The organism is Actinoplanes sp. CA-030573, assembly GCF_050951115.1.
Taxonomy (GTDB): domain Bacteria; phylum Actinomycetota; class Actinomycetes; order Mycobacteriales; family Micromonosporaceae; genus Actinoplanes.
In genome coordinates this window covers 9125202-9143270 of sequence record NZ_CP192038.1, presented here as the reverse complement: position 1 = coordinate 9143270, position 18069 = coordinate 9125202, and the positions used below count along the sequence as shown (strand labels likewise).

The 18069-nt window shown below is 70.4% G+C and carries 18 protein-coding genes; 6 read left to right on the top strand and 12 right to left on the bottom strand.

What is annotated here, in order from left to right; all coding sequences use genetic code 11:
* Nucleotides 1–10 precede the first annotated feature (10 nt).
* From ACQP2F_RS42285 to ACQP2F_RS42270, 4 genes are read left to right on the top strand one after another with little or no spacing between them, the layout of a single operon-like run.
* The gene (locus ACQP2F_RS42285; protein ID WP_433297981.1) at nt 11–640 is read left to right on the top strand and encodes a TetR/AcrR family transcriptional regulator; all 630 of its coding nucleotides are present in this window, start codon (nt 11–13) and stop codon (nt 638–640) included.
* A complete protein-coding gene (locus tag ACQP2F_RS42280; protein WP_433297978.1) occupies nt 637–2046 on the top strand; it encodes an aldehyde dehydrogenase family protein in 1410 nt (469 codons plus the stop codon). The genes ACQP2F_RS42285 and ACQP2F_RS42280 overlap by 4 nt, the downstream gene beginning before the upstream one ends.
* Complete coding sequence (locus ACQP2F_RS42275) at nt 2043–3131, top strand: alcohol dehydrogenase catalytic domain-containing protein (protein WP_433297975.1); 1089 nt, start codon at nt 2043–2045, stop codon at nt 3129–3131. The genes ACQP2F_RS42280 and ACQP2F_RS42275 overlap by 4 nt, the downstream gene beginning before the upstream one ends.
* A complete protein-coding gene (locus ACQP2F_RS42270; protein WP_433297973.1) occupies nt 3131–3697 on the top strand; it encodes a DUF6886 family protein in 567 nt (188 codons plus the stop codon). The genes ACQP2F_RS42275 and ACQP2F_RS42270 overlap by 1 nt, the downstream gene beginning before the upstream one ends.
* Here ACQP2F_RS42270 and ACQP2F_RS42265 read toward each other — a convergent pair.
* The 11 genes from ACQP2F_RS42265 to ACQP2F_RS42215 form a co-directional block, all read right to left on the bottom strand.
* Nucleotides 3672–4256, bottom strand: a complete 585-nt coding sequence (locus tag ACQP2F_RS42265; RefSeq protein ID WP_433297970.1) for a TetR/AcrR family transcriptional regulator — start codon at nt 4254–4256, stop codon at nt 3672–3674. The two genes, ACQP2F_RS42270 and ACQP2F_RS42265, sit on opposite strands and share 26 nt — an antisense overlap.
* Entirely contained in the window at nt 4253–5455 is a 1203-nt protein-coding gene (locus ACQP2F_RS42260) for an acyl-CoA dehydrogenase family protein (protein WP_433297967.1), read from the bottom strand. The genes ACQP2F_RS42265 and ACQP2F_RS42260 overlap by 4 nt, the downstream gene beginning before the upstream one ends.
* Complete coding sequence (locus tag ACQP2F_RS42255; protein ID WP_433297964.1) at nt 5455–6447, bottom strand: phosphotransferase family protein; 993 nt, start codon at nt 6445–6447, stop codon at nt 5455–5457. Before ACQP2F_RS42255 ends, ACQP2F_RS42260 begins: the two co-directional genes overlap by 1 nt.
* On the bottom strand, nt 6444–7259 hold the full coding sequence (locus ACQP2F_RS42250) for an SDR family oxidoreductase (RefSeq protein ID WP_433297962.1): 816 nt from the start codon (nt 7257–7259) through the stop codon (nt 6444–6446). Before ACQP2F_RS42250 ends, ACQP2F_RS42255 begins: the two co-directional genes overlap by 4 nt.
* Entirely contained in the window at nt 7256–7999 is a 744-nt protein-coding gene (locus ACQP2F_RS42245; RefSeq protein ID WP_433297959.1) for an SDR family oxidoreductase, read from the bottom strand. The genes ACQP2F_RS42250 and ACQP2F_RS42245 overlap by 4 nt, the downstream gene beginning before the upstream one ends.
* A gap of 41 nt (nt 8000–8040) precedes the next feature.
* Nucleotides 8041–9306, bottom strand: a complete 1266-nt coding sequence (locus ACQP2F_RS42240; protein ID WP_433297956.1) for an ABC transporter substrate-binding protein — start codon at nt 9304–9306, stop codon at nt 8041–8043.
* Nucleotides 9303–10316, bottom strand: coding sequence for a branched-chain amino acid ABC transporter permease (locus tag ACQP2F_RS42235; protein WP_433297953.1), 1014 nt, complete (start codon nt 10314–10316; stop codon nt 9303–9305). Before ACQP2F_RS42235 ends, ACQP2F_RS42240 begins: the two co-directional genes overlap by 4 nt.
* Nucleotides 10313–11191, bottom strand: a complete 879-nt coding sequence (locus ACQP2F_RS42230) for a branched-chain amino acid ABC transporter permease (protein ID WP_433297951.1) — start codon at nt 11189–11191, stop codon at nt 10313–10315. The genes ACQP2F_RS42235 and ACQP2F_RS42230 overlap by 4 nt, the downstream gene beginning before the upstream one ends.
* Nucleotide 11192: 1 nt before the next feature.
* On the bottom strand, nt 11193–11921 hold the full coding sequence (locus ACQP2F_RS42225) for an ABC transporter ATP-binding protein (RefSeq protein ID WP_433297948.1): 729 nt from the start codon (nt 11919–11921) through the stop codon (nt 11193–11195).
* Nucleotides 11918–12625: an ABC transporter ATP-binding protein gene (locus tag ACQP2F_RS42220; RefSeq protein WP_433297946.1), complete on the bottom strand. Its 708-nt coding sequence runs from the start codon at nt 12623–12625 to the stop codon at nt 11918–11920. Before ACQP2F_RS42220 ends, ACQP2F_RS42225 begins: the two co-directional genes overlap by 4 nt.
* Nucleotides 12626–13376: 751 nt before the next feature.
* Nucleotides 13377–14015, bottom strand: a complete 639-nt coding sequence (locus tag ACQP2F_RS42215; protein ID WP_433297944.1) for an alpha-ketoglutarate-dependent dioxygenase AlkB — start codon at nt 14013–14015, stop codon at nt 13377–13379.
* Between the two features lie 1025 nt (nt 14016–15040).
* Here ACQP2F_RS42215 and ACQP2F_RS42210 point away from each other — a divergent pair.
* Nucleotides 15041–15247 carry a hypothetical protein gene (locus tag ACQP2F_RS42210; protein ID WP_433297941.1) on the top strand — a complete coding sequence of 69 codons (207 nt, stop codon included), beginning with the start codon at nt 15041–15043 and terminating at the stop codon, nt 15245–15247.
* 164 nt (nt 15248–15411) lie between these two features.
* Here ACQP2F_RS42210 and ACQP2F_RS42205 read toward each other — a convergent pair whose 3' ends face one another.
* Nucleotides 15412–17208 carry an MFS transporter gene (locus ACQP2F_RS42205; protein WP_433297939.1) on the bottom strand — a complete coding sequence of 599 codons (1797 nt, stop codon included), beginning with the start codon at nt 17206–17208 and terminating at the stop codon, nt 15412–15414.
* An 88-nt stretch (nt 17209–17296) separates the two neighbouring features.
* On the opposite strand from ACQP2F_RS42205, the gene ACQP2F_RS42200 reads away from it, so the two are divergent.
* Nucleotides 17297–18061, top strand: coding sequence for a TetR/AcrR family transcriptional regulator (locus tag ACQP2F_RS42200; RefSeq protein WP_433297937.1), 765 nt, complete (start codon nt 17297–17299; stop codon nt 18059–18061).
* Nucleotides 18062–18069 lie beyond the last annotated feature (8 nt).

Sequence of the window (18069 nt, the reverse complement as noted above, 5' to 3'; positions counted from 1 at the left end):
TTGGTGAAAGATGGCGCGACCCAAGCAGGCCTTGCTGACCCGTGAGCGGATCCTCGCCGCCGCGGGCGCGCTCATCGACGCCGAAGGGCTCGAGGCGCTCTCGATGCGCCGGCTGGCGACCGAGCTCGGCGTCCAGGGACCGTCGCTCTACAACCACTTCCCGACCAAGGCCGAGATCGTCGACGCGGTCGCCGACGCCGTGGTCGAGCAGGTCGATCTCACCGTCTTCGGCCGGCTGGAATGGCACGAGGCGCTGCGGGCCTGGGCCACCTCGTACCACGCGGTGCTGGCCCGCCATCCGAACATCGTGCCGGTGCTCGCCCAGGGGCCCGGCCGGCGCCCGGCCGGCCTGGCCATGGCCGAGGCCGTCTTCGGCGCGCTGGTCGAGGCCGGGTGGCCGCCGGCCCGGGCCACGCACATCGGCGCGCTCATGCGCTACCTGGTGACCGGCTCGGCGCTGGGCTCGTTCGCGCTGGGCTTCGACATCGATCCCGAGCTCTATGACCAGTACCCGCATCTGCACCGCGCGCCGCTGCTGGCGGCGCATCATGAGGCCGTGGACGAGGGCGCCTTCGAACTCGGCCTCGACCTGTTGATCAGCGGCCTCCGGGCCCGACACGAGATGGGTGTCCGCCGATGACCTCGCTAGACCGACCGCACCTGTTCATCGCCGGGGAGTGGGTGCCCTCCTCCGGCTCGTCCTCCATCGAGGTGGAGAACCCGGCCACGGAAGAGGTCATCGCGCACGTGCCGGCGGGCACGGCGTCCGACGTCGACCGCGCGGTTGCGGCGGCCCGCGACGCCTTCGACGGCTGGGCGGCGACGCCGATGGCCGAGCGCGGGGCGGTGCTCGATCGGCTGCACACGGCGCTGTCGGCCCGGGCCGACGAGGTCGCCAAAACGGTGGGGCTCGAGCTGGGCACGCCGCTCAAGGTGGCGAAGGCGGTCCAGGCGGGACTTCCGCTCACGGTCCTTCGGGGGTACGCCGATCTGGCCGCGCGCGGGTCGGCTGCCGAACAAATCGGAAATTCCCTGATCGAGCGGGAACCAGTGGGAGTTGTCGGGGCGATCACCCCGTGGAACTACCCGCTGCACCAGGTCGTGGCCAAGGTGGCGGCAGCGCTGGCCGCCGGTTGCACGGTGGTGCTGAAGCCGAGCGAGCTGACGCCGCTGGTCGCGTACCTCCTGATGGACGCGGCGGTGGAGGCCGGGGTGCCGGCCGGGGTGCTCAACATGGTCACCGGCACCGGCCCGGTCGTCGGCGCGGCCATCGCCGGGCACCCGGGCGTCGACATGGTCTCGTTCACCGGGTCGACCGCGACCGGCAAGGCGATCGCGCACGCGGCCGCCGACCGGATCGCCAAGGTCGCGCTCGAGCTCGGCGGCAAGTCGGCGAACGTCATCCTCGAGGACGCCGACGTCACCAAGGCGGTGAAGGTGGGCGTGGGCAACGCGTTCCTCAACTCGGGGCAGACCTGCACGGCCTGGACCCGGATGCTGGTGCACCGGTCGCACTACGACGAGGCGGTCTCGCTCGCGGCGAAGACCGCGTCCGGCTATTCGGTCGGCGACCCGTTCGACGAGGGCACCCGGCTCGGCCCGCTGGTCTCCGGCGCCCAGCGCGCGCGGGTCCGTGGCTTCGTCGAGCGGGCCTCGGCGCGGCTCGTGGCCGGCGGCCTCGACGCGCCGGTGCCCGCGGCCGGGCACTTCGTGGCGCCGACCGTCTTCGCCGATGTCGACCCGGACAGCGAGCTGGCCCAGGAGGAAATCTTCGGGCCGGTGCTGTCGATCATCCCGTTCGGCGACGACGACGAGGCGGTGGCGATCGCCAACAACTCGCGGTACGGGCTGGCCGGCGGCGTCTGGGGCTCGCCGGAGCGGGCGCTGGCCGTGGCCCGGCGGATGCGGACCGGCGCCGTCGACGTCAACGGCGGCGCGTTCAACCCGTTCGCGCCGTTCGGCGGATACAAGCAGTCGGGTGTGGGACGCGAGCTCGGCGAGTACGGTCTGGACGAGTTCCGTCAGGTGAAGGCGATCCAGCGATGACGACATACTTCAACGGCGTGGTGGTGCGGTCGGCCGGCGCCCGGCCCGAGGTGGCCGAGCTGCGGCTGCCCGAGGTCGGGCCGGGCCAGGTGCGGGTCCGGGTGCGGGCCGCCGGGGTGTGCCACTCCGACCTGTCCATGGTGAACGGGACGATCCGGGCCCCGTACCCCCTCGTCCTCGGTCATGAGGCGGCCGGCGAGGTGGTCGATGCGGGCGCGCACGTGACCCGGGCCGCCGTCGGTGACCACGTGGTGCTCAACTGGCAGCCGCCGTGCCGGACCTGCTGGTTCTGCACCAACGGCGAGCCGTGGCTGTGCTCGACGTCGTCCGGGGTCGCGGCCCTGGAGAACGGCATCACGCTCGACGGCGCGCCGGTGCACGTGGCGCTCGGCCTCGGCGCGTTCGCCACCGAGGTGATCGCCCCCGAGAACGCGGTGATCCGGGTGCCGTCGTCGCTCGGCTTGGACCGGGCGGCGCTGCTCGGCTGCGGCGTGCTGACCGCGACCGGCGCCGTGCGCAACACCGCCCAGGTGGCCCCGGGCGAGTCGGTCGTGGTGATCGGCCTGGGCGGCGTGGGCCTGTCGGTGGTGGCGGCGGCCCGCGCGGCCGGCGCCTCGGACGTGATCGCCGTGGACGTGTCCGAGGCCAAGAAGGAGCTGGCCGAAGCGGCCGGCGCCACCGATTTCGTGGTCTCGTCGGACGCGCTCTCCAAGGAGATCCGGGTGCGCACGTCGGGCCGCGGCGCCGACCACGCGATCGAGTGCGTGGGCCGGGCGGTCACGATCCGCGCGGCCTGGCGGGCGACCCGCCGCGGCGGCAAGGTCACGGTGGTCGGCATGGGCAGCAACGACGACCTGGTGCAGCTGTCCGCATTGGACATCTTCTCCTCGGCCCGTACGCTGCGGTCGTCCGTCTACGGCAACGCCGACTTCGACGCCGAGATCCCCCGCCTGGCCGACGACGTGCTCACCGGCCGGCTCTCGGTCGACCACCTGATCTCCGACCGCATCACGCTGGCCGACGTGCCCGCCGCGTTCGACCGGATGGCCCGCGGGGAGGGCGCCCGCTCGGTGGTTCAGCTCTGATGCGGCCCGGTCCGGGCGAGGTCATCCATTTCTCGGAGGACCCCACTCTGACGGTCTTCGAGCCGCATGTCGCCCGCACATCGGACACGGATGTCCCGTACGTCTGGGCGGTGGATGGCCGCAACGCGCCCAGCTATTGGTTCCCCCGGCAATGCCCGCGCGCGATGGCGTGGGTCCGCGAAGGCACCACACCGGCCGACCGCGACCGCATCATCGGCGCCGGCTGCGGCACGCGGGTCCACGCCATCGAGTACGCCTGGCTGGACGCGATGCACACGACGAAGCTGTACGCCTACCGCTTCGCCGACGACGCGTTCCACCAGGTGGCCTCGCCGGGCGCCGAGCCGCACGCCCTGGTCGCCACGACGGCGGTGCGGCCGCTCGGCCCGCCGGAGCCGGTGGGCGACCTGATCGAGGCGCACGCTTCGGCCGGCATCCAGCTGCGCCTGCTCGCCAATCTCTGGGACTTCTGGGACGAGGTCATCGAGAGCACGGTCGGCCACAGCGGCATCCGCCTGCGCAACGCCCGACCCCGACCGGTCAGGCCGTCGTCAGCAACGCCGTGATCGTGCGGGCCAGCGCCGCCCGGGACGCGCTCACGGACATGTTCATCGCCTCGCGCCAGGTTGACCAGGTGGGCCACATGCTCACCGCGGTCAGCGCGTTCAACAGCTCCTCGTTCCCGGAGATCTCGGACGCGAACAGCACGGCGAGCTCATCGCGCACCCGTGCGACGTGCAACCGCCGGTACTTCTGCAACGTCTCCGAGAACGGCTCCTTCAGCGCGGACGCCTTGGCGTTAGGTGCGATCTGCTCCAGCATGCGCGCCCGCTGTTTGACGTATGCCTCGATTCGGTCGGGGAGCGGCAGCTTGGGCGACACCGGCCGGTGGCCGGCGTCGCGCAACTCCAGGACCCGCTCGCCGCTGGCGGCGAACAGGGCCTCCATGTCGGCGAAATGGCTCCACAAGGCCCGCAGCGACACCCCGGCCTGCTTGGCGATCTTCTCGGCCGTCGGGCGCAGGTCGCCCTCGCGGATGAGCTGCAGGTGGGCGTCGACGATGGCGTTCCGGGTGCGCTCCGAGCGGGCCGTCCGGCCGTCGACGCGCGGGGTCGAAGCGGTCACCGGTCACTCCGGTAGCGGTTCAGCTCGCGGCGGGCCAGCGATCGTTTGTGCACCTCGTCGGGGCCGTCGGCGAGACGCAGGGTACGCGCGGCGGCCCACAGGGAGGCGAGCGGCGTGTCCTGGCCGACGCCGGCCGCCCCGTACGTCTGGATCGCCTTGTCGATGATCCATTCCACCGTGGACGGCACCGTGATCTTGATGGCCTGGATCTCGGTGTGCGCGCCCTTGTTGCCGACCGTGTCCATCAGCCAGGCCGCCTTCAGCACCAGCAGCCGCGCCTGCTCGATGCGCACCCGGGACTCGGCGATCCAGTCCTGCACGACGCCCTGCTCGGCCAGCGGCTTGCCGAACGGGGTGCGGGCCAGCGCTCGCGTGCACATCAGCTCGAGGGCGCGCTCGGCCATCCCGATCAGCCGCATGCAGTGGTGGATGCGCCCGGGGCCGAGGCGGGCCTGCGAGATGGCGAACCCGCTCCCGGGCGTGCCGATCAAATTGGCGGCGGGCACGCGTACGTCCTCGAAGTAGACCTCGGCATGGCCGCCGTGGTCACCGTCCGTGTAGCCGAAGACCCGCATCCCACGGGAGATGCGCACGCCCGGCGTGTCCCGCGGCACCAGGATCATGCTCTGCTGCAGGTGGCGCGCGGCGGTCGGATCGGTCTTGCCCATCACGATGAAGATCTTGCAGTTCGGGTTCATCGCGCCGGAAATGTAGAACTTGTGGCCGTTGATCACGTAGGAGTCGCCGTCGCGCACGATCGACGTGCCGATGTTCGTCGCGTCGGAGGAGGCCACGGCCGGCTCGGTCATCGCGAAAGCCGACCGAATCGTCCCCTCCAGCAGCGGCTCGAGCCAATCGCGCTTCTGGTCGGCAGAGCCGAACTCCGACAGCACCTCCATGTTCCCGGTGTCGGGCGCGGCGCAGTTCAACGCGGCCGGCGCCAGCGACGGACTCCGGCCGGTGATCTCGGCGAGCGGCGCGTACTGGAGGTTGGTCAGCCCGGCACCGTGCTCGCCGGGCAGGAAAAGGTTCCACAGGCCGGCCGCGCGCGCCTCCCTCTGGAGATCGGGCAGCACCGCCGGCGGTCCCCAGCCCTCGTGGTCGGCCAGCGACGGCTCGGCCGGGTAGACGTACGAATCCATGAAGGACAGCAACCGCTTGCGGTAGTCCTCGGTCTTCGCGTCGAAGCCGAACTCCATCAGTTCCCCTCCAGCGCCTCGTGGCCGCGCATCACCAGCGGGCCGACCAGGTTGCCGATCGTCTCGAAGCCGCCACCGACCGTCTGCCCCTGAACGTATCGGTAGTGCACGCCTTCGAGGATCACGGCGAGCTTGAATGCGGCGAATGCCACGTACCAGTGCAGGTCACTCACGTCGCGTCCGCTGCGCGACGCATAACGGTCGGTCATCTCACCCAGGGTGGGATGACCGGGCACATCCAGCGGTACGGTCGCCCGGCCGTCCGCGACCTGCAGCGGCAACCCGGCATAGACCAGCATGAGCGCGACGTCGCTGAGCGGGTCGCCGAGCGTGGACATCTCCCAGTCCAGCACCGCGTTGATCTGCAGCCGGTCACCGATCAGTACGTTGTCGAGCCGGTAGTCGCCGTGCACGACCGCGCCGGGGCCGCCGGCCGGGATGTCCACGGCCAGCCGCGCGTGCAGCTCGTCGATCCCGGCCACGTCACGGCTGCGGGAGGCGTCGAGCTGCTTCTTCCATCGCCGTACCTGACGCTCGTTGAAGCCCTCGGCCTTGCCGAAGTCGCCGAGCCCGATCGCCTCGGGTTTCAGCGAGTGCAGATCGGCCAGCGTGTCCACCAGGTCCAGGATCAGCCCGTGGAGCGGGGCGGCGCCGAGCGCTTCCAGGTCCGATTCGTCGCGATAAATCCGGCCGTCGACGTGCTCCATCAGATAGAACGGTGCGCCGATGACGGAAATGTCGGTACAGAGCAGCACGGGCCGCGGCGCCGGGAAGCCGGCTTTCGACAGCGCTTCCAGGACGCGGTGTTCGCGGGCCATGTCGTGCGCGGTGGGCAGGACATGCCCCAGCGGTGGACGCCGCAGGACCCAGCGCTGCGACCCGTCGGTGATCGCATAGGTCAGGTTCGACCGGCCACCAGCGAACATTCGCCCGGAAATCTCGGTCTTCGAGCCGAGATAGGCCTGCAGGGCCGCGAGATCGAGACCCTTCACCGCGCGCCACCCGCCTCGAACGCCCGCTGGATCTTGTTCATCCCGCCCAGCCACCGATCGGTATCGGACGCCCGTAGCTTGTAGTAATCGGCGACCTCGGGGTGCGGCAGGATCAGGAAGCTCTCGCCCTCGATCGCCTTGGCCGCGACCTCGGCGACCTCTCCCGGCTCCAGCGCGCCGTCGGCCAGCATCGCGGCGCTCGCGCTCCCGCGCTCGCCACCGCGGGTGAGCATGTCGGTGCGCACGCCTTGCGGGCAGAGCGCCTGCACGATCAAACCCCGATGCGCGTACGTCGCCCGCAGCCACTCCGCATAGGCGAGAGCGCCGTGCTTGGTGACCGCATAGGAGGCGCTGCCCAGGATCGAGAGCAGCCCCGCCGCACTGACCGTGACGAGCAGCCGCTTGGGCGAGCCCTGGTCCAGCCAGCGTGGCAACAGGTGCCGGGTGACGTAGACGTGCGACATCACGTTCACCGAGAAGTCCCGGGTCCAGGCCGCGTCCGGGGTGTTCTCGTCGCCGGCGGTCAGCACGCCGGCGTTGGAGCAGAAGAGGTCGACGCCGCCGAGCTCGGCCCAGGCCGTCTCGATCAGCCGGCGGGTGTCGTCCTCGTTCGCCGCGTCGGCCGGCACGGCCCGGCCGCCGATCTCGCTCGCCACCGCCGCCGCGGCGTCCCCGTCGAGGTCGCTCACCAGCACCGACGCGCCGTCGGCGGCGAACCGGCGGGCGAGCGCCGCCCCGATGCCGCCGCCGGCCCCGGTGACCACGACCCGCCGCGCCGCGACGGGCCGCCCGGTGAGGTCGGCCGCGGTCACTGCACCGACCCGGTCAGCGTGACGCCGCCGTCGATCACGACGGTCTGGCCGGTGATCCACGCCGCGTCCGGCCCGCAGAGGAACGCGACCGCGCCGGCCACGTCCTCGGGCACGCCGAGGCGCTTGAGCGGGTAGGTGGCCGACACCTGCTCCTCGCGGCCCTCGTAGAGCGCGGTCGCGAACTTGGTCTTGACCACGGCCGGGGCGACCGCGTTGACCCGCACCTTCGGCGCCAGCTCGACGGCCAGCTCCTCGGTGAGGTGGATCAACGCGGCCTTGGTCACCCCGTAGAACGCGATCCCCGGCGCCGGGCGGATGCCGGAGATCGACGAGATGTTGACGATGGCGCCGCCCTCGGTCAGACCGCCGCGCAGCGCCTCCTGCACCCAGCCGAGGGTGCCGAGCACGTTCACGTCGATCATCTTGCGGGCGGCGCCGAGGTCGAGCGAGCCGAGCGGGCCGTACGCCGGGTTGATCCCGATGTTGTTGACCAGCGTGGTGATCGGGCCGAACTGGCCCAGCACGGTGTCGATCACCGCGGCCCGGTGGTCGGGGTCGTCGCCCTTGCCGGGGATGCCGATCGCCACGTCGGGCCCGCCCAGGTCGCGCGCGGCCTGATCGAGCGCCTCCGCGTTGCGGCCGGTGATGGCCACCTGGTAGCCCTCCGCAACGAAGCGTTGCGCGATGGCGAAGCCGATTCCCCTGCTGGCCCCGGTCACGATCGCCACTTGGTCCGCCATCGCCGCTCCTCTGCGTTGAAAGAGTTTCTCGACCCCAGACGCTACTGCGCCGCGGGAATGCCGTTCTGGGGAGGCGTGACCGCCGCCCCCGAGTATGCGGTGACGGCGCCGTCACCGTCATCGGTCTGGTAGGGCGTGCCGAAGTAGGTCGCCTTGCCGCCGACCAGCTTGGTCAGCTGCTCGCCCGCGTACCCCGAATGATCTTGCGCCGAGAATCGCAGCGGGACCAGTCCGGGGCCGGTGAATCCGCCCTTCTCGACCGCCGCGACCAGTTTGTCCCGGGTCAGATCCTTGCCGGCCGACTGCAGCGCCTGGACGAACAGGTAGCCGACCGACATGCCGTACACGACGTTGTTGTCGAAGGTCGCGTTGTTGTTGAACTGGGAGTTGACCTTCTTGTAGAGCTGGATCCACGGGTTCGCGTCGTCGGTCGCCAGCGGGAGGTAGTTGGCCGCCACCACGCCCTCGAGCAGCGGGGCCGCCGCCCCCAGCGTCTTGGCCAGGGTGGTCGGGTCCGATCCGACGTTGCTGACCACGAACTGCGGCTTGAAACCGATCTTCGCGGCGGTGCCGATCGACAGTGCGGTGAAGCCGGGGATGGTGGCCAGCATGACGACGTCGCACGCCGCCGCCTTGAGCGCGCCCATCTGCGGCCCGACGTTGGGGTTGCTGGTCACGTAGTTCTGCTTGGCCGCCACCGGGCCGAGGACCTTCTCGATGCCGGCCAGGCTGTCCCGCCCGAAGTCGTCGTCCTGGCCGAGGAAACAGACCTTCTTGCCCGGGTACGTCGTCTTCACGTACGTGGCCAGGATCTTGCCCTCGACCGTGTAGTCGGGGTTGAACCCGAACGTGCCCGAGTACTTGTCCGGCTGGTTCCAGCTGCGGCTGCCGCTGGCGACGAAGAGGTCGGGCACCCGGTTGGTCTTGAGGAAGTCCAGCACGCCGGTGTGCGTCGGGGTGCCCAGGCCGTTGAGGATCGCGAAGACCTTGTCCTGCAGCACCAGCTGACGCACGACCTGCTGGGTGTTCGACGGGTTGTAGCCGTCGTCCATGATCTTGTAGGTGATCTTGCGGCCGTTGACGCCGCCGTTCGCGTTGACGTAGTCGAAGTAGGCCTTGGTGGCCGGGGCGATCGAGGAATATCCGGCGGCGGCCGGGCCGGTGAGCGGCTGGTGCGTGCCGACCAGGATCTCGGTGTCGGTCACGCCCGGCGTGTTGCTGGTGCCACCACCACTGCTATTGCTGTTTCCGTTGCTGCAGCCTGCGGCCAGCAGCAGCGCGGCGAGGACGGTCGCGGTGCGTTTCATTGGCGGCCTTTCTGCTTTCTGCGCGGAACTCTTAGGGAGGCAAGCCCGCCGGGGGCGGCGAGCATGACGACGACGAGGACGACGCCGAAGAAGGTGAGCGCGAGATTGCCCTCGAGCTTCTGCGACCCCGCGTCCTCGGCGATCGACTGGGCGACCGAGGGCAGCGCCACCAGCAGCACCGCCCCGATCAGCGCGCCCCACAGCCGTCCGAGACCGCCGATCACGATCGCCATCACCAGGAACAGCGAGAGCGTGAGCGGGAAGGCGCCGGGGGAGACGCTCTGGGCGAGCACGGCGAAGAGGGCGCCGGCCAGGCCGGCGCAGGCGGAGGAGACCACGAAGGCGAGGACCTGGGTACGCGCGACGGAGACACCGGCGAGCTTGGCCGCCGTCTCGTCGTCGCGCACCGCGCGCATGTCGCGGCCGAAACGACCCCGGATGAGGTACGCCAGGAGCAGCACCGTGATCAGCGCGGCCGACCAGCAGATCCACGCCTGCCACTGTTCGACCGGGATGACGCCGGGTGGCGGGTCGAGCGACACGGTCAGCCCCTGGTCGCTGTTGAACGTCCCGTCGAAGGTGCTGGTGATGCTGGGGACGACGACGGCTACGCCCAGGGTGAGGCCGGCCAGGTAGGGACCGCGCAGCCGCGCCGCGGCCAGGCCGATGACGGCCCCGGCCACGGTGGTGGCGATCACCGCGACCGCGATCCCGGGCAGCAGCAGGTTGAACTTGTTCTGCCACAGGGCCATCGCGTAGGCGCCGGTCGCCATCAGGGCGCCGTGGCCGAGGCTGAGCTGCCCGTTCAGTCCGGTGAGGACGGTCAGTCCCGCGGTCACGCAGAAGTACGCCCCGATGGTCGCCAACTGGTAGTTCCGGAACGGCGGCAGCGTGTAGGTGAGCGCGATGACGATGGCCGCGCCTGCCAACACTCCCAACAGCGGCAGGTATTGCCGGCTCTTCGCGACCCGATCAGCCGTCTTGATCGGCTTCTTGGCGACGATCGTCATGCGGTCCTCGCTTTCGCCTTCGAGAACAGCCCGTTCGGCCGGCCCAGCAGCACCAGCACGAGCAGGATCAGCACCGCCATCGGGGCCACGTTCGCGCCCAGGTAGCCGCTCACGTAGGCCAGCAGCAGCCCGACGACGAGTCCGCCGACCACCGCGCCGACCGGGCTGTCCAGGCCGCCGAGCACCGCCGCCGTGAACGCCGAGATGAACACCACGTCCATCGCATTGGGGTGCAGGCCGAGCTCGGTGGGGATGACCAGCATCCCGGCCAGGGACCCGACCGCGGCGGCGAGCGCCCAGCCCAGCGTCAGCATCCCGCTGACCGGCACCCCGAGCAGGCGCGAGACGTCGGGCGCGAAAGCTGCCGCCCGCATGCGCAGGCCGGTAGGCGTACGGGTGAAAAGAAGCGTGAGCAGGACGACCACCGCGCCCACCGCGCCGAAGACGAACAGGTCGTAGCGCGACAGCAGCGCGACGCCGCCGATCTGGAACGCGTCGCGGCTGAACGGGGTCGCGGCCGGGCGGAACTCGTTGCCGTAGATCATGCCGAGCACGCCCTGAATGATCAGCACGAGCCCGAGCGCCACGACGACGCCGTTGAGCGGGGACGAGTGGTCGACGAAGCGCATCACCACCCGCTCGACCACCGCGCCGAGCACGAGGCCGCTCACGATCGCCACGGCGAACCCGAGCCAGTAGGAGCCGGTCGCATTGGTCACGGAGTAGCCGGCGTACGCGGTCGCCACCGCCATCGCGCCCTGCGCGAAGTTCACGATCCGCGCGGCCCGCCAGATCAGCACCAGGGCCAGCGCGAACGCCGCGTAGACCGCGCCCCGGCTGAGCCCGTCGAAGGTCAGGTAAAGGAATCGGTCCATGTCAGAACCCCAGGTAGGCGTGCCGGAGATCGGCGTCGTCGGCGAGCGTGGCCGCGTCCTGCCGGGCGGCGACCCGGCCGAGGTTGAGCACCACACCCTCGTCGGCGATCGACAGCGCGCTGCGCACGTTCTGCTCGACCAGCAGCACGGCGAGCCCGGTGCGATCGCGCAGATCCCGCAGCAGCCCCATGATCTGCGCCGTGATCCGCGGCGCCAGCCCGAGCGACGGCTCGTCGAGCAGCAGCAGCCGCGGCTGGGCGACCAGGGCGCGGCCGATCGCGAGCATCTGCCGCTCGCCGCCGGACAGCTGATGGCCGAGGTGGTTCTTCCGGTCGGCGATGGCGGGGAACAGCTCGTAGATCTCGTCGAGGGCGGTCTTCTCCTCGCGCCGTCGCCTTCGCTCTCGCCTTTTCCACAACCCGCCGAGCCGCAGGTTCTCGTCCACGGTCAGCTCGGTGACGACGCCGCGTCCCTCGGGCACGTGCGCGATGCCGTGCCGCACCATCCGCTCGACCTTCACCCCGCGCAGGTCAAGCCCATCGAAGACGATCCGGCCGGCCGCGGGCGGCAACAATCCGGAGAGCGTACGCAGAAGCGTCGTCTTGCCCGCGCCGTTGGCCCCGAGAACCGCGACGATGCGCCCCGCACCCACCGCCAGGTCGACGTCATGCAGCACCGGCGCCGCGCCGTATCCCGCGGTGAGCCCCTCCACCTGTAGCAACGCACTCACGCGGCGGCCCCCAGATAGGCCTCGGCCACCTTGGCGTCGGTGCGGATCTCACCCGGCGTCCCGAGCGCGATCGGCTTCCCGAAGTCGAGCACGAGAATCTCGTCGCACACCGACATGACCAGATCCATGTGATGCTCGACGAGCAGGACGGTCGTCTCCGCCTCCCGGATCAGGTCGGCCAGCCAGTCGATCTCCTCGGCGTCGAGCCCACCGGCCGGCTCGTCCAGCATGAGAATCCGGGGCCGGCTGACCAGCGCCCGAGCCAACTCGACCCGCGTGCGCTTGGCGTAGGGAAGCATCCCCGGGTACGCCTGGGCGAACTCCGCAACCCCACAACGTTCCAGGGCCGCGTACGCCGCCTCGACGTCCCCGCCTCCGCGGCGCTGCCCGACCAGGACGTTGTCGAGCACGGTCATCCCGCCGAACTGCCCCACTCCCTGCAACGTCCGCGCGATGCCATGCTTGCTCAACTGATGGGCCCGAGGCCGAAACGCCCGCCCGTCAAGCGTGATGGCCCCCGACTGCGGCGCCACAAACCCACAGATCACATTGAAGAGCGTCGTCTTCCCGGCCCCGTTGGGCCCGATGATCCCCACCACCCGCCCCGGCGCCACCCGCAGCGAGACATCGTCGAGAGCGAGCAGCCCGCCAAAGCGAACCGTCACATGATGGAGAGAAAGTCCCTGCTCATCGCCATTTGCCATAGTCACCTCACGGACCGATGGACGTCCTGAGTGGATGGTGCGAAGGTCAACTTTTTACACTTGGAGTGTAACTTTCCGGCCAGCCGCGTCAACCGCTCGCAACCGCCTCGTTACCGCACCGAGCCTTAGGCGCCCATCGATGGCCGCCGAGCGCCTCCATGCCCCGCTGGCCGCCCCGCACCGTGCCCACCCGCCGCCCCGCCCCGCCCTGGAGCGCAGCCCCGCCTCGCAGCATCGCCTGCCTGCAGCGCCGCCCGCCGCCGCCCGCCGCGGGCCTGCAACGCCTCGCCGCCCTTCCCCGCCGCGCCGTGCCGTCCCGGCAGCGCCGCGCCGTGCCGCCCCGCCGCGCCGTGCCGCGCCATCCCGCACCCCATCGCCATCGCGCAGCACGCTTTGCTTGGCCGGGCCCGCCTTTGCCGCGGTCCGTGTGCGCCCAACCGCCCGCCCGCGGTCACAGTCGTCCTGCGGCCCCGCTCGCGGTCAGAGTCGTCCCGCGACCCGGCTCGCGCCCACAGCCGTCCCGCGCTCGTGTTCGCTCGCAGTCGACTCGCGCCCGCTCGCAGTCGACCCGCGCCCGCTCGCAGCCGTCCCGCGCTTGCGCCCGCTCGCAGCCGTCCCGCGCTTGCGCCCGCTCGCAGCCGTCCCGCGCCGCGTTCGTTTCGCCGGCCGCCGCGTCGACCACTGCATGCGACGCGCGCCGCGACTTCCGCCTCCCGCCCCCGGCACCCTCTCCGTGCCGGCGGCCTTTTGGTCAGGCCACGTTGATCGGGCGGAACTGCACGCTGATGCGCGGCCCCACCGGTTTTGCCGTCTTGAGGATCGCGTGCTCCCAGGTTCGCTGGCAGGAGCCGCCCATGACGATCAAGTCGCCGTGGCCCAGCGGGAAGCGCAACGTCTCGTGGTTGCCCGCCCGCGGCCGCAGCGACAGGTAGCGCGGCGAACCCAGCGACAAGATCGCCACCATCGTGTCGTGCCGGGCCGACCGGCCGATCGTGTCGCCGTGCCAGGCGACGCTGTCGCGACCGTCCCGATAGAGGCACATGCCGGCGGTCACGAACTCCTCGCCCAACTCGTCGGCGTAGTGCGCGGACAGCGACCGGCGCGCCTCGGTCAGCGCCGGATGCGGGAGCTGCTCGTCGCCGCCATACCACCGCAGCAGGCGCGGAACGTCGACGACGCTGTCATACATCTGCCGGCGGTCGGCCCGCCAATCGATGCCGAGCAGCGTCTCGAAGACCTCGTCGGAACCCTGCAGCCACCCGGGCAGCACATCGACCCAGGCGCCGGCGGTCAGCCGGTGGCGGGTGAGGCCCGTCAGCGGCTCGAGCGTGGGAGCGGGAGCGGCTCCGCCCATCAGGTCGAGCATCGATGGCTGGTAAGTGCTGGTCACCAGGCCATCTTAGTACAGATGTGCGACTACTCGGGTTTGTGTGGGCGTTGGGTAGATCCCAGGTATGGAGCGATCGGTCCTGCACCTCGTGCAGCGACGTCTGGGCGCGGCCGGCTAGCGGCAGGTGGGCCGGTTGTGGTTACTGTCGGTGTCCTGGAGTGTGCTACCGGCGTCGCGAATAATGATCCGCCCAGATCTGGAAGATATCGATCAGAGCGTCGAAGCCAACGGCAAGGTCGTCGTGTATTTGGTCCAGCTGCACATCCGCAACGCAGCTTAGGTACGCACTGCGCTCGGCGCGGGCGGCGGCTAGCCGTGCGAATGACGACACCGGCTCGTTACTCGCGCTGCCGATGGAGGGTGCCCCCCCCAAATGTCGTAGCCGTTGTTGGATTTCGCTGATCCGTAGAGTGCTCTCGAGCTGCCGGGTCCTAGCTGCCTGCTTCCGGACAGAGCTTCTTCTCCTCTGCTTCTCGATCAGTCGCCGCTGGGTTCGCAGTGCCTCGCGCAGCGCGTTGGTACCACTCATCGCTCGTCCCCCTGGCCTCGTACACCCGACCAGCATGCGCCCGAAGGGCGTTCGAATCGACTTCCCTCCGACGAATCCGACCAGACCTGCGCCGGTTCGTGGGCATCCGCGCATCGGCAGATCCGCGCTCTGGCACCCCGGGTGCTCACGTCCTCGGCTCGTTCTCTGGTCGCGAGACCATCGTCGGATCTAGTCAAGGTGTCGGCACTCGTTGATCAACTCGTGCGGCTGACCACTGCATTCAACCGAATCCGTCGCCTTACCGGGCGACAGTGCAATCGGCGGCGTTCACCGACCGGGGACTCGTGATCGGGCTTCGCCGGCGTCGGCGGCCCTTGTCTGCCCGTGCAGGGCATCGACGACTGCCCGCTGCGACACATCACGGCGCCGCTGGCGGCATCTGGACTTCGGAGCTTGGTACTGGGATCTTGACCGTGGCGGCGCCGCCGCCCGGGCCTACCACCCGCGGGCGAGCCCGGCGTTCGTCTTCCCGGAGATGCAGCACATCGAGTACACGTCGGCCGACTGGGTGCCGAGGTTCGCAGATTACCTGTCTCTGTCGTTCTGGACCGCCACCGCGTTCAGCCCCACCGACGTTTCGGCGATCAAGGGGTGGGCCAAGCTGCTGATGATGACCGAAGCGGCCGTGTCCCTGGCCATCGCGGTGCTGGTCGTCGCCCGTGCGGTCAACATCCTGCAATAGGAGTGGGGATCAGCCAGCAGCGCCGTCTTCCCGCCTATGCCAAGTCGGGGTTGACTGCCATGAGGTGATCGCTCGCACTCGTGCCCCTAGGCGCCGCCCGCGTGGCCGGGCGGGAAACCCGGCGGTTCGGGCGGCACGTGTCGATCTGCCCGGCCGGCCGCCCTTCATTGCGATGACTTGGCTTCTTGGCGTGACTCGGCTGGTTGCAACGAGCCTGCCCTCGGCGGTACCTGGAGTCGCTGCGGCGATTCGGTCTGCGGGGATTCCGCCTGCGGGGATTCGGTCCGTTGCGGTGACACGGTCCCTTGCGGCGGCTCGGCCGGTTGCGGTGGCTCGGTCCCTTGCGGCGGCTCGGCCGGTTGCAGGGATGCGGCCGGCTGCTGGGGCGCGGCCGGCTGCTGGGGCGCGGCCGGCTGCTGGGGCGCGGCCGGTTGCGGGGACGCCGCCGGTTGCGGGGAGGGAACGAGTGCGGACTCGTCGCCGGCGGTGGGTGCTTCCGGCTTTGGCTTGGGACGCAGGACCATCGTGGCCACGATTGCCGCCGCGATGCCACCGAAGACGCCGACAAGGGCGGTGGTAGCCACGGCGTCCACAAAGGAATTCTTCGCCACCTGGGCGAGCGCGGCATCTCCCGTCTGGGCGGCGATTCGCAGGGCATCGCCGATCGAGTCGCGCGCCTGGGCCACCACATCGGTGGGCATCGCCGAGCGATAGGCGGCGGTGAGCACGCTGCCCAGCACCGCGACGCTCAGGGCCGTGCCCACCTGCTGGACGGTGTCGTTCACCGCGGAGCCCACCCCGACCCGCTCCGGCGGCAGGGCGGCGAGCAGCGTGCCGTACGCCGCGGGCCCGGCCGTGCCGCTGCCGGCGCCGATCACCACCAGCCCGATGGCCAGCTTGAGGTAGCCGTCGCCCGGGTCGATCGAGGCCAGTACGCCGAACCCGCCCGGCATCAGGAGCAGCCCGATGGCCAGCGCCGCCCGCGTGCCGAGCCGTTTGTCGACGATCACGCCCACGCCGTTGAACGCCATCACCGTCACGATCATCGGAATGAACGCGAGCCCGGCCCGGATCGGCGGATAACCGAGCACGAACTGGATGTACTGCGTCAGGGCCAGCACCACGCCGCCGGCCGAGAACGACAACAGGACGATCGACAGGCTCGCGCCGGCGAAGTTGCGGTCACGGAACAGCGCCATCGGCAGCATCGGCTCGGCGACCCGGCGCTCCCACAGCGCGAACGCGGTGATGCCGAGCGCGGCGACCACGAAGCCGCCGATCGTCTGCGGCGACCCCCAGCCGTCCCGGGCGGTCGAGATGACGGCCCAGACCAGGGCAGCCAAGCCGACCATCGAGAGCAGGGCGCCGAGCGGATCGGGGCGGGTCGCCGCACCGCGCGACTCGGGAATGATCAGCAACGCCGCCACCACGCCGAGCGCGGCGACCGGCACGTTCACCAGGAAGACCGAGCCCCACCAGAAGTGCTGGAGGAGCACGCCGCCGATCACCGGGCTGCCGAGCGCTCCGAGCGCCAGCACCGAGCTCCAGATCGCGATCGCCTTCTTGCGCTCCTGCTCGTCGAAGACCGTCGCGAGGATCGAGAGGGTGCCCGGCATCAGGAACGCGCCACCGACGCCCATCAGGCCGCGCGCGGCGATCAGCTGCTCGGGCGTCTGGCAGAGCGTAGCCAGCCCCGAGGCGCCCCCGAACACGATCAGCCCGATGACCAGGCCACGCCTCCGCCCGTACCGGTCGGAAAGGCTGCCCGCCGTGAGCAAGAGGCCCGCGAAGACCAGGATGTAGGAATCGATGATCCATTGGATCTCGGACGGACTCGCGTCGAGGTCGCGGATCAGCGACGGGATCGCGATGTTGAGGACCATGTTGTCGATGACGACCACGAGCAGGCTCAGGCAGAGCACGCCGAGAATCCACCAACGGCGCGGGTTGCGGTCGGGCATGACGGGCTTCTCTCGTACGGCGTTCGATTGACTCGCACACCGTACCATCGAAGTCGCACGCTGTTCGACCCGCTTATAAGATGGCGACATGCCTTCGAAGCCGGATGTCGTCCACTCGGTGTGGACGCGGCCGCCCCGCACCCGTGGTGGCCAGCCGACACTCAGTCGCGAGCAGATCGTCCGCGCCGCGATCGAGATGCTCGACGCCGAGGGCACGGCCGGCCTGAGCATGCGCCGGCTCGGCACCCGGCTCGACGCGGGCGCCACCTCTCTCTACTGGCACGTGGCGAACAAGGACGAGCTGCTCGAGCTCGCCGTCGACCAGGTGCTGAGCGAGGTCTACGTTCCGGAGCCGGGCGACGCGCCCTGGCGCATCGGCCTGTCGGTGCTGTCCAACGGCATGCGCGCCACGCTGTTGCGCCATCCCTGGGTGATCGGTCTGCTCGGCACCAGACCCACGTTGGGACCCAACGCGATGCGCATGGGCGACCGGATGATCGGGCTGCTCACCGAGGCCGGGTTCACCGGGTTCGCGCTGTCGCACGTCGGCGCCCTGATCAACGGGCATGCGATCGGCTCGGCCACCACGCAGGCCGCGGCGATCGCGGGGATGAAACAGGGGAACGTGCCGATCACCGAGTTCTACAAGGAGCTGGAGCCCTACCTCGACCAGCTCGCGCCCGACCACCCGCACTTCGACATGTGGCGAAGGGAAAACTCGATCACCGAGGTGGACCCGCGGCAGATCTGGGACGAGGGGTTCGCCTTCGGTCTCGAGCGCATCCTCGACGGCCTCGAGCACTGGCTCGAGGCCGAGAAGAAGCTTGACTCTCCCCCTGGGGGAGGGGTTTAGCTTGCCCG

What these genes read in the sequence shown, in the direction of transcription:
- ACQP2F_RS42245 (WP_433297959.1), bottom strand. Translation starts at nt 7,999, where the DNA reads ATGGCGGACCAAGTGGCGATCGTGACCGGGGCCAGCAGGGGAATCGGC.
- ACQP2F_RS42220 (WP_433297946.1), bottom strand. Translation starts at nt 12,625, where the DNA reads ATGGCAAATGGCGATGAGCAGGGACTTTCTCTCCATCATGTGACGGTT.
- ACQP2F_RS42200 (WP_433297937.1), top strand. Translation starts at nt 17,297, where the DNA reads ATGCCTTCGAAGCCGGATGTCGTCCACTCGGTGTGGACGCGGCCGCCC.
- ACQP2F_RS42275 (WP_433297975.1), top strand. Translation starts at nt 2,043, where the DNA reads ATGACGACATACTTCAACGGCGTGGTGGTGCGGTCGGCCGGCGCCCGG.
- ACQP2F_RS42285 (WP_433297981.1), top strand. Translation starts at nt 11, where the DNA reads ATGGCGCGACCCAAGCAGGCCTTGCTGACCCGTGAGCGGATCCTCGCC.
- ACQP2F_RS42240 (WP_433297956.1), bottom strand. Translation starts at nt 9,306, where the DNA reads ATGAAACGCACCGCGACCGTCCTCGCCGCGCTGCTGCTGGCCGCAGGC.
- ACQP2F_RS42260 (WP_433297967.1), bottom strand. Translation starts at nt 5,455, where the DNA reads ATGGAGTTCGGCTTCGACGCGAAGACCGAGGACTACCGCAAGCGGTTG.
- ACQP2F_RS42235 (WP_433297953.1), bottom strand. Translation starts at nt 10,316, where the DNA reads ATGACGATCGTCGCCAAGAAGCCGATCAAGACGGCTGATCGGGTCGCG.
- ACQP2F_RS42280 (WP_433297978.1), top strand. Translation starts at nt 637, where the DNA reads ATGACCTCGCTAGACCGACCGCACCTGTTCATCGCCGGGGAGTGGGTG.
- ACQP2F_RS42205 (WP_433297939.1), bottom strand. Translation starts at nt 17,208, where the DNA reads ATGCCCGACCGCAACCCGCGCCGTTGGTGGATTCTCGGCGTGCTCTGC.
- ACQP2F_RS42210 (WP_433297941.1), top strand. Translation starts at nt 15,041, where the DNA reads ATGCAGCACATCGAGTACACGTCGGCCGACTGGGTGCCGAGGTTCGCA.
- ACQP2F_RS42270 (WP_433297973.1), top strand. Translation starts at nt 3,131, where the DNA reads ATGCGGCCCGGTCCGGGCGAGGTCATCCATTTCTCGGAGGACCCCACT.
- ACQP2F_RS42230 (WP_433297951.1), bottom strand. Translation starts at nt 11,191, where the DNA reads ATGGACCGATTCCTTTACCTGACCTTCGACGGGCTCAGCCGGGGCGCG.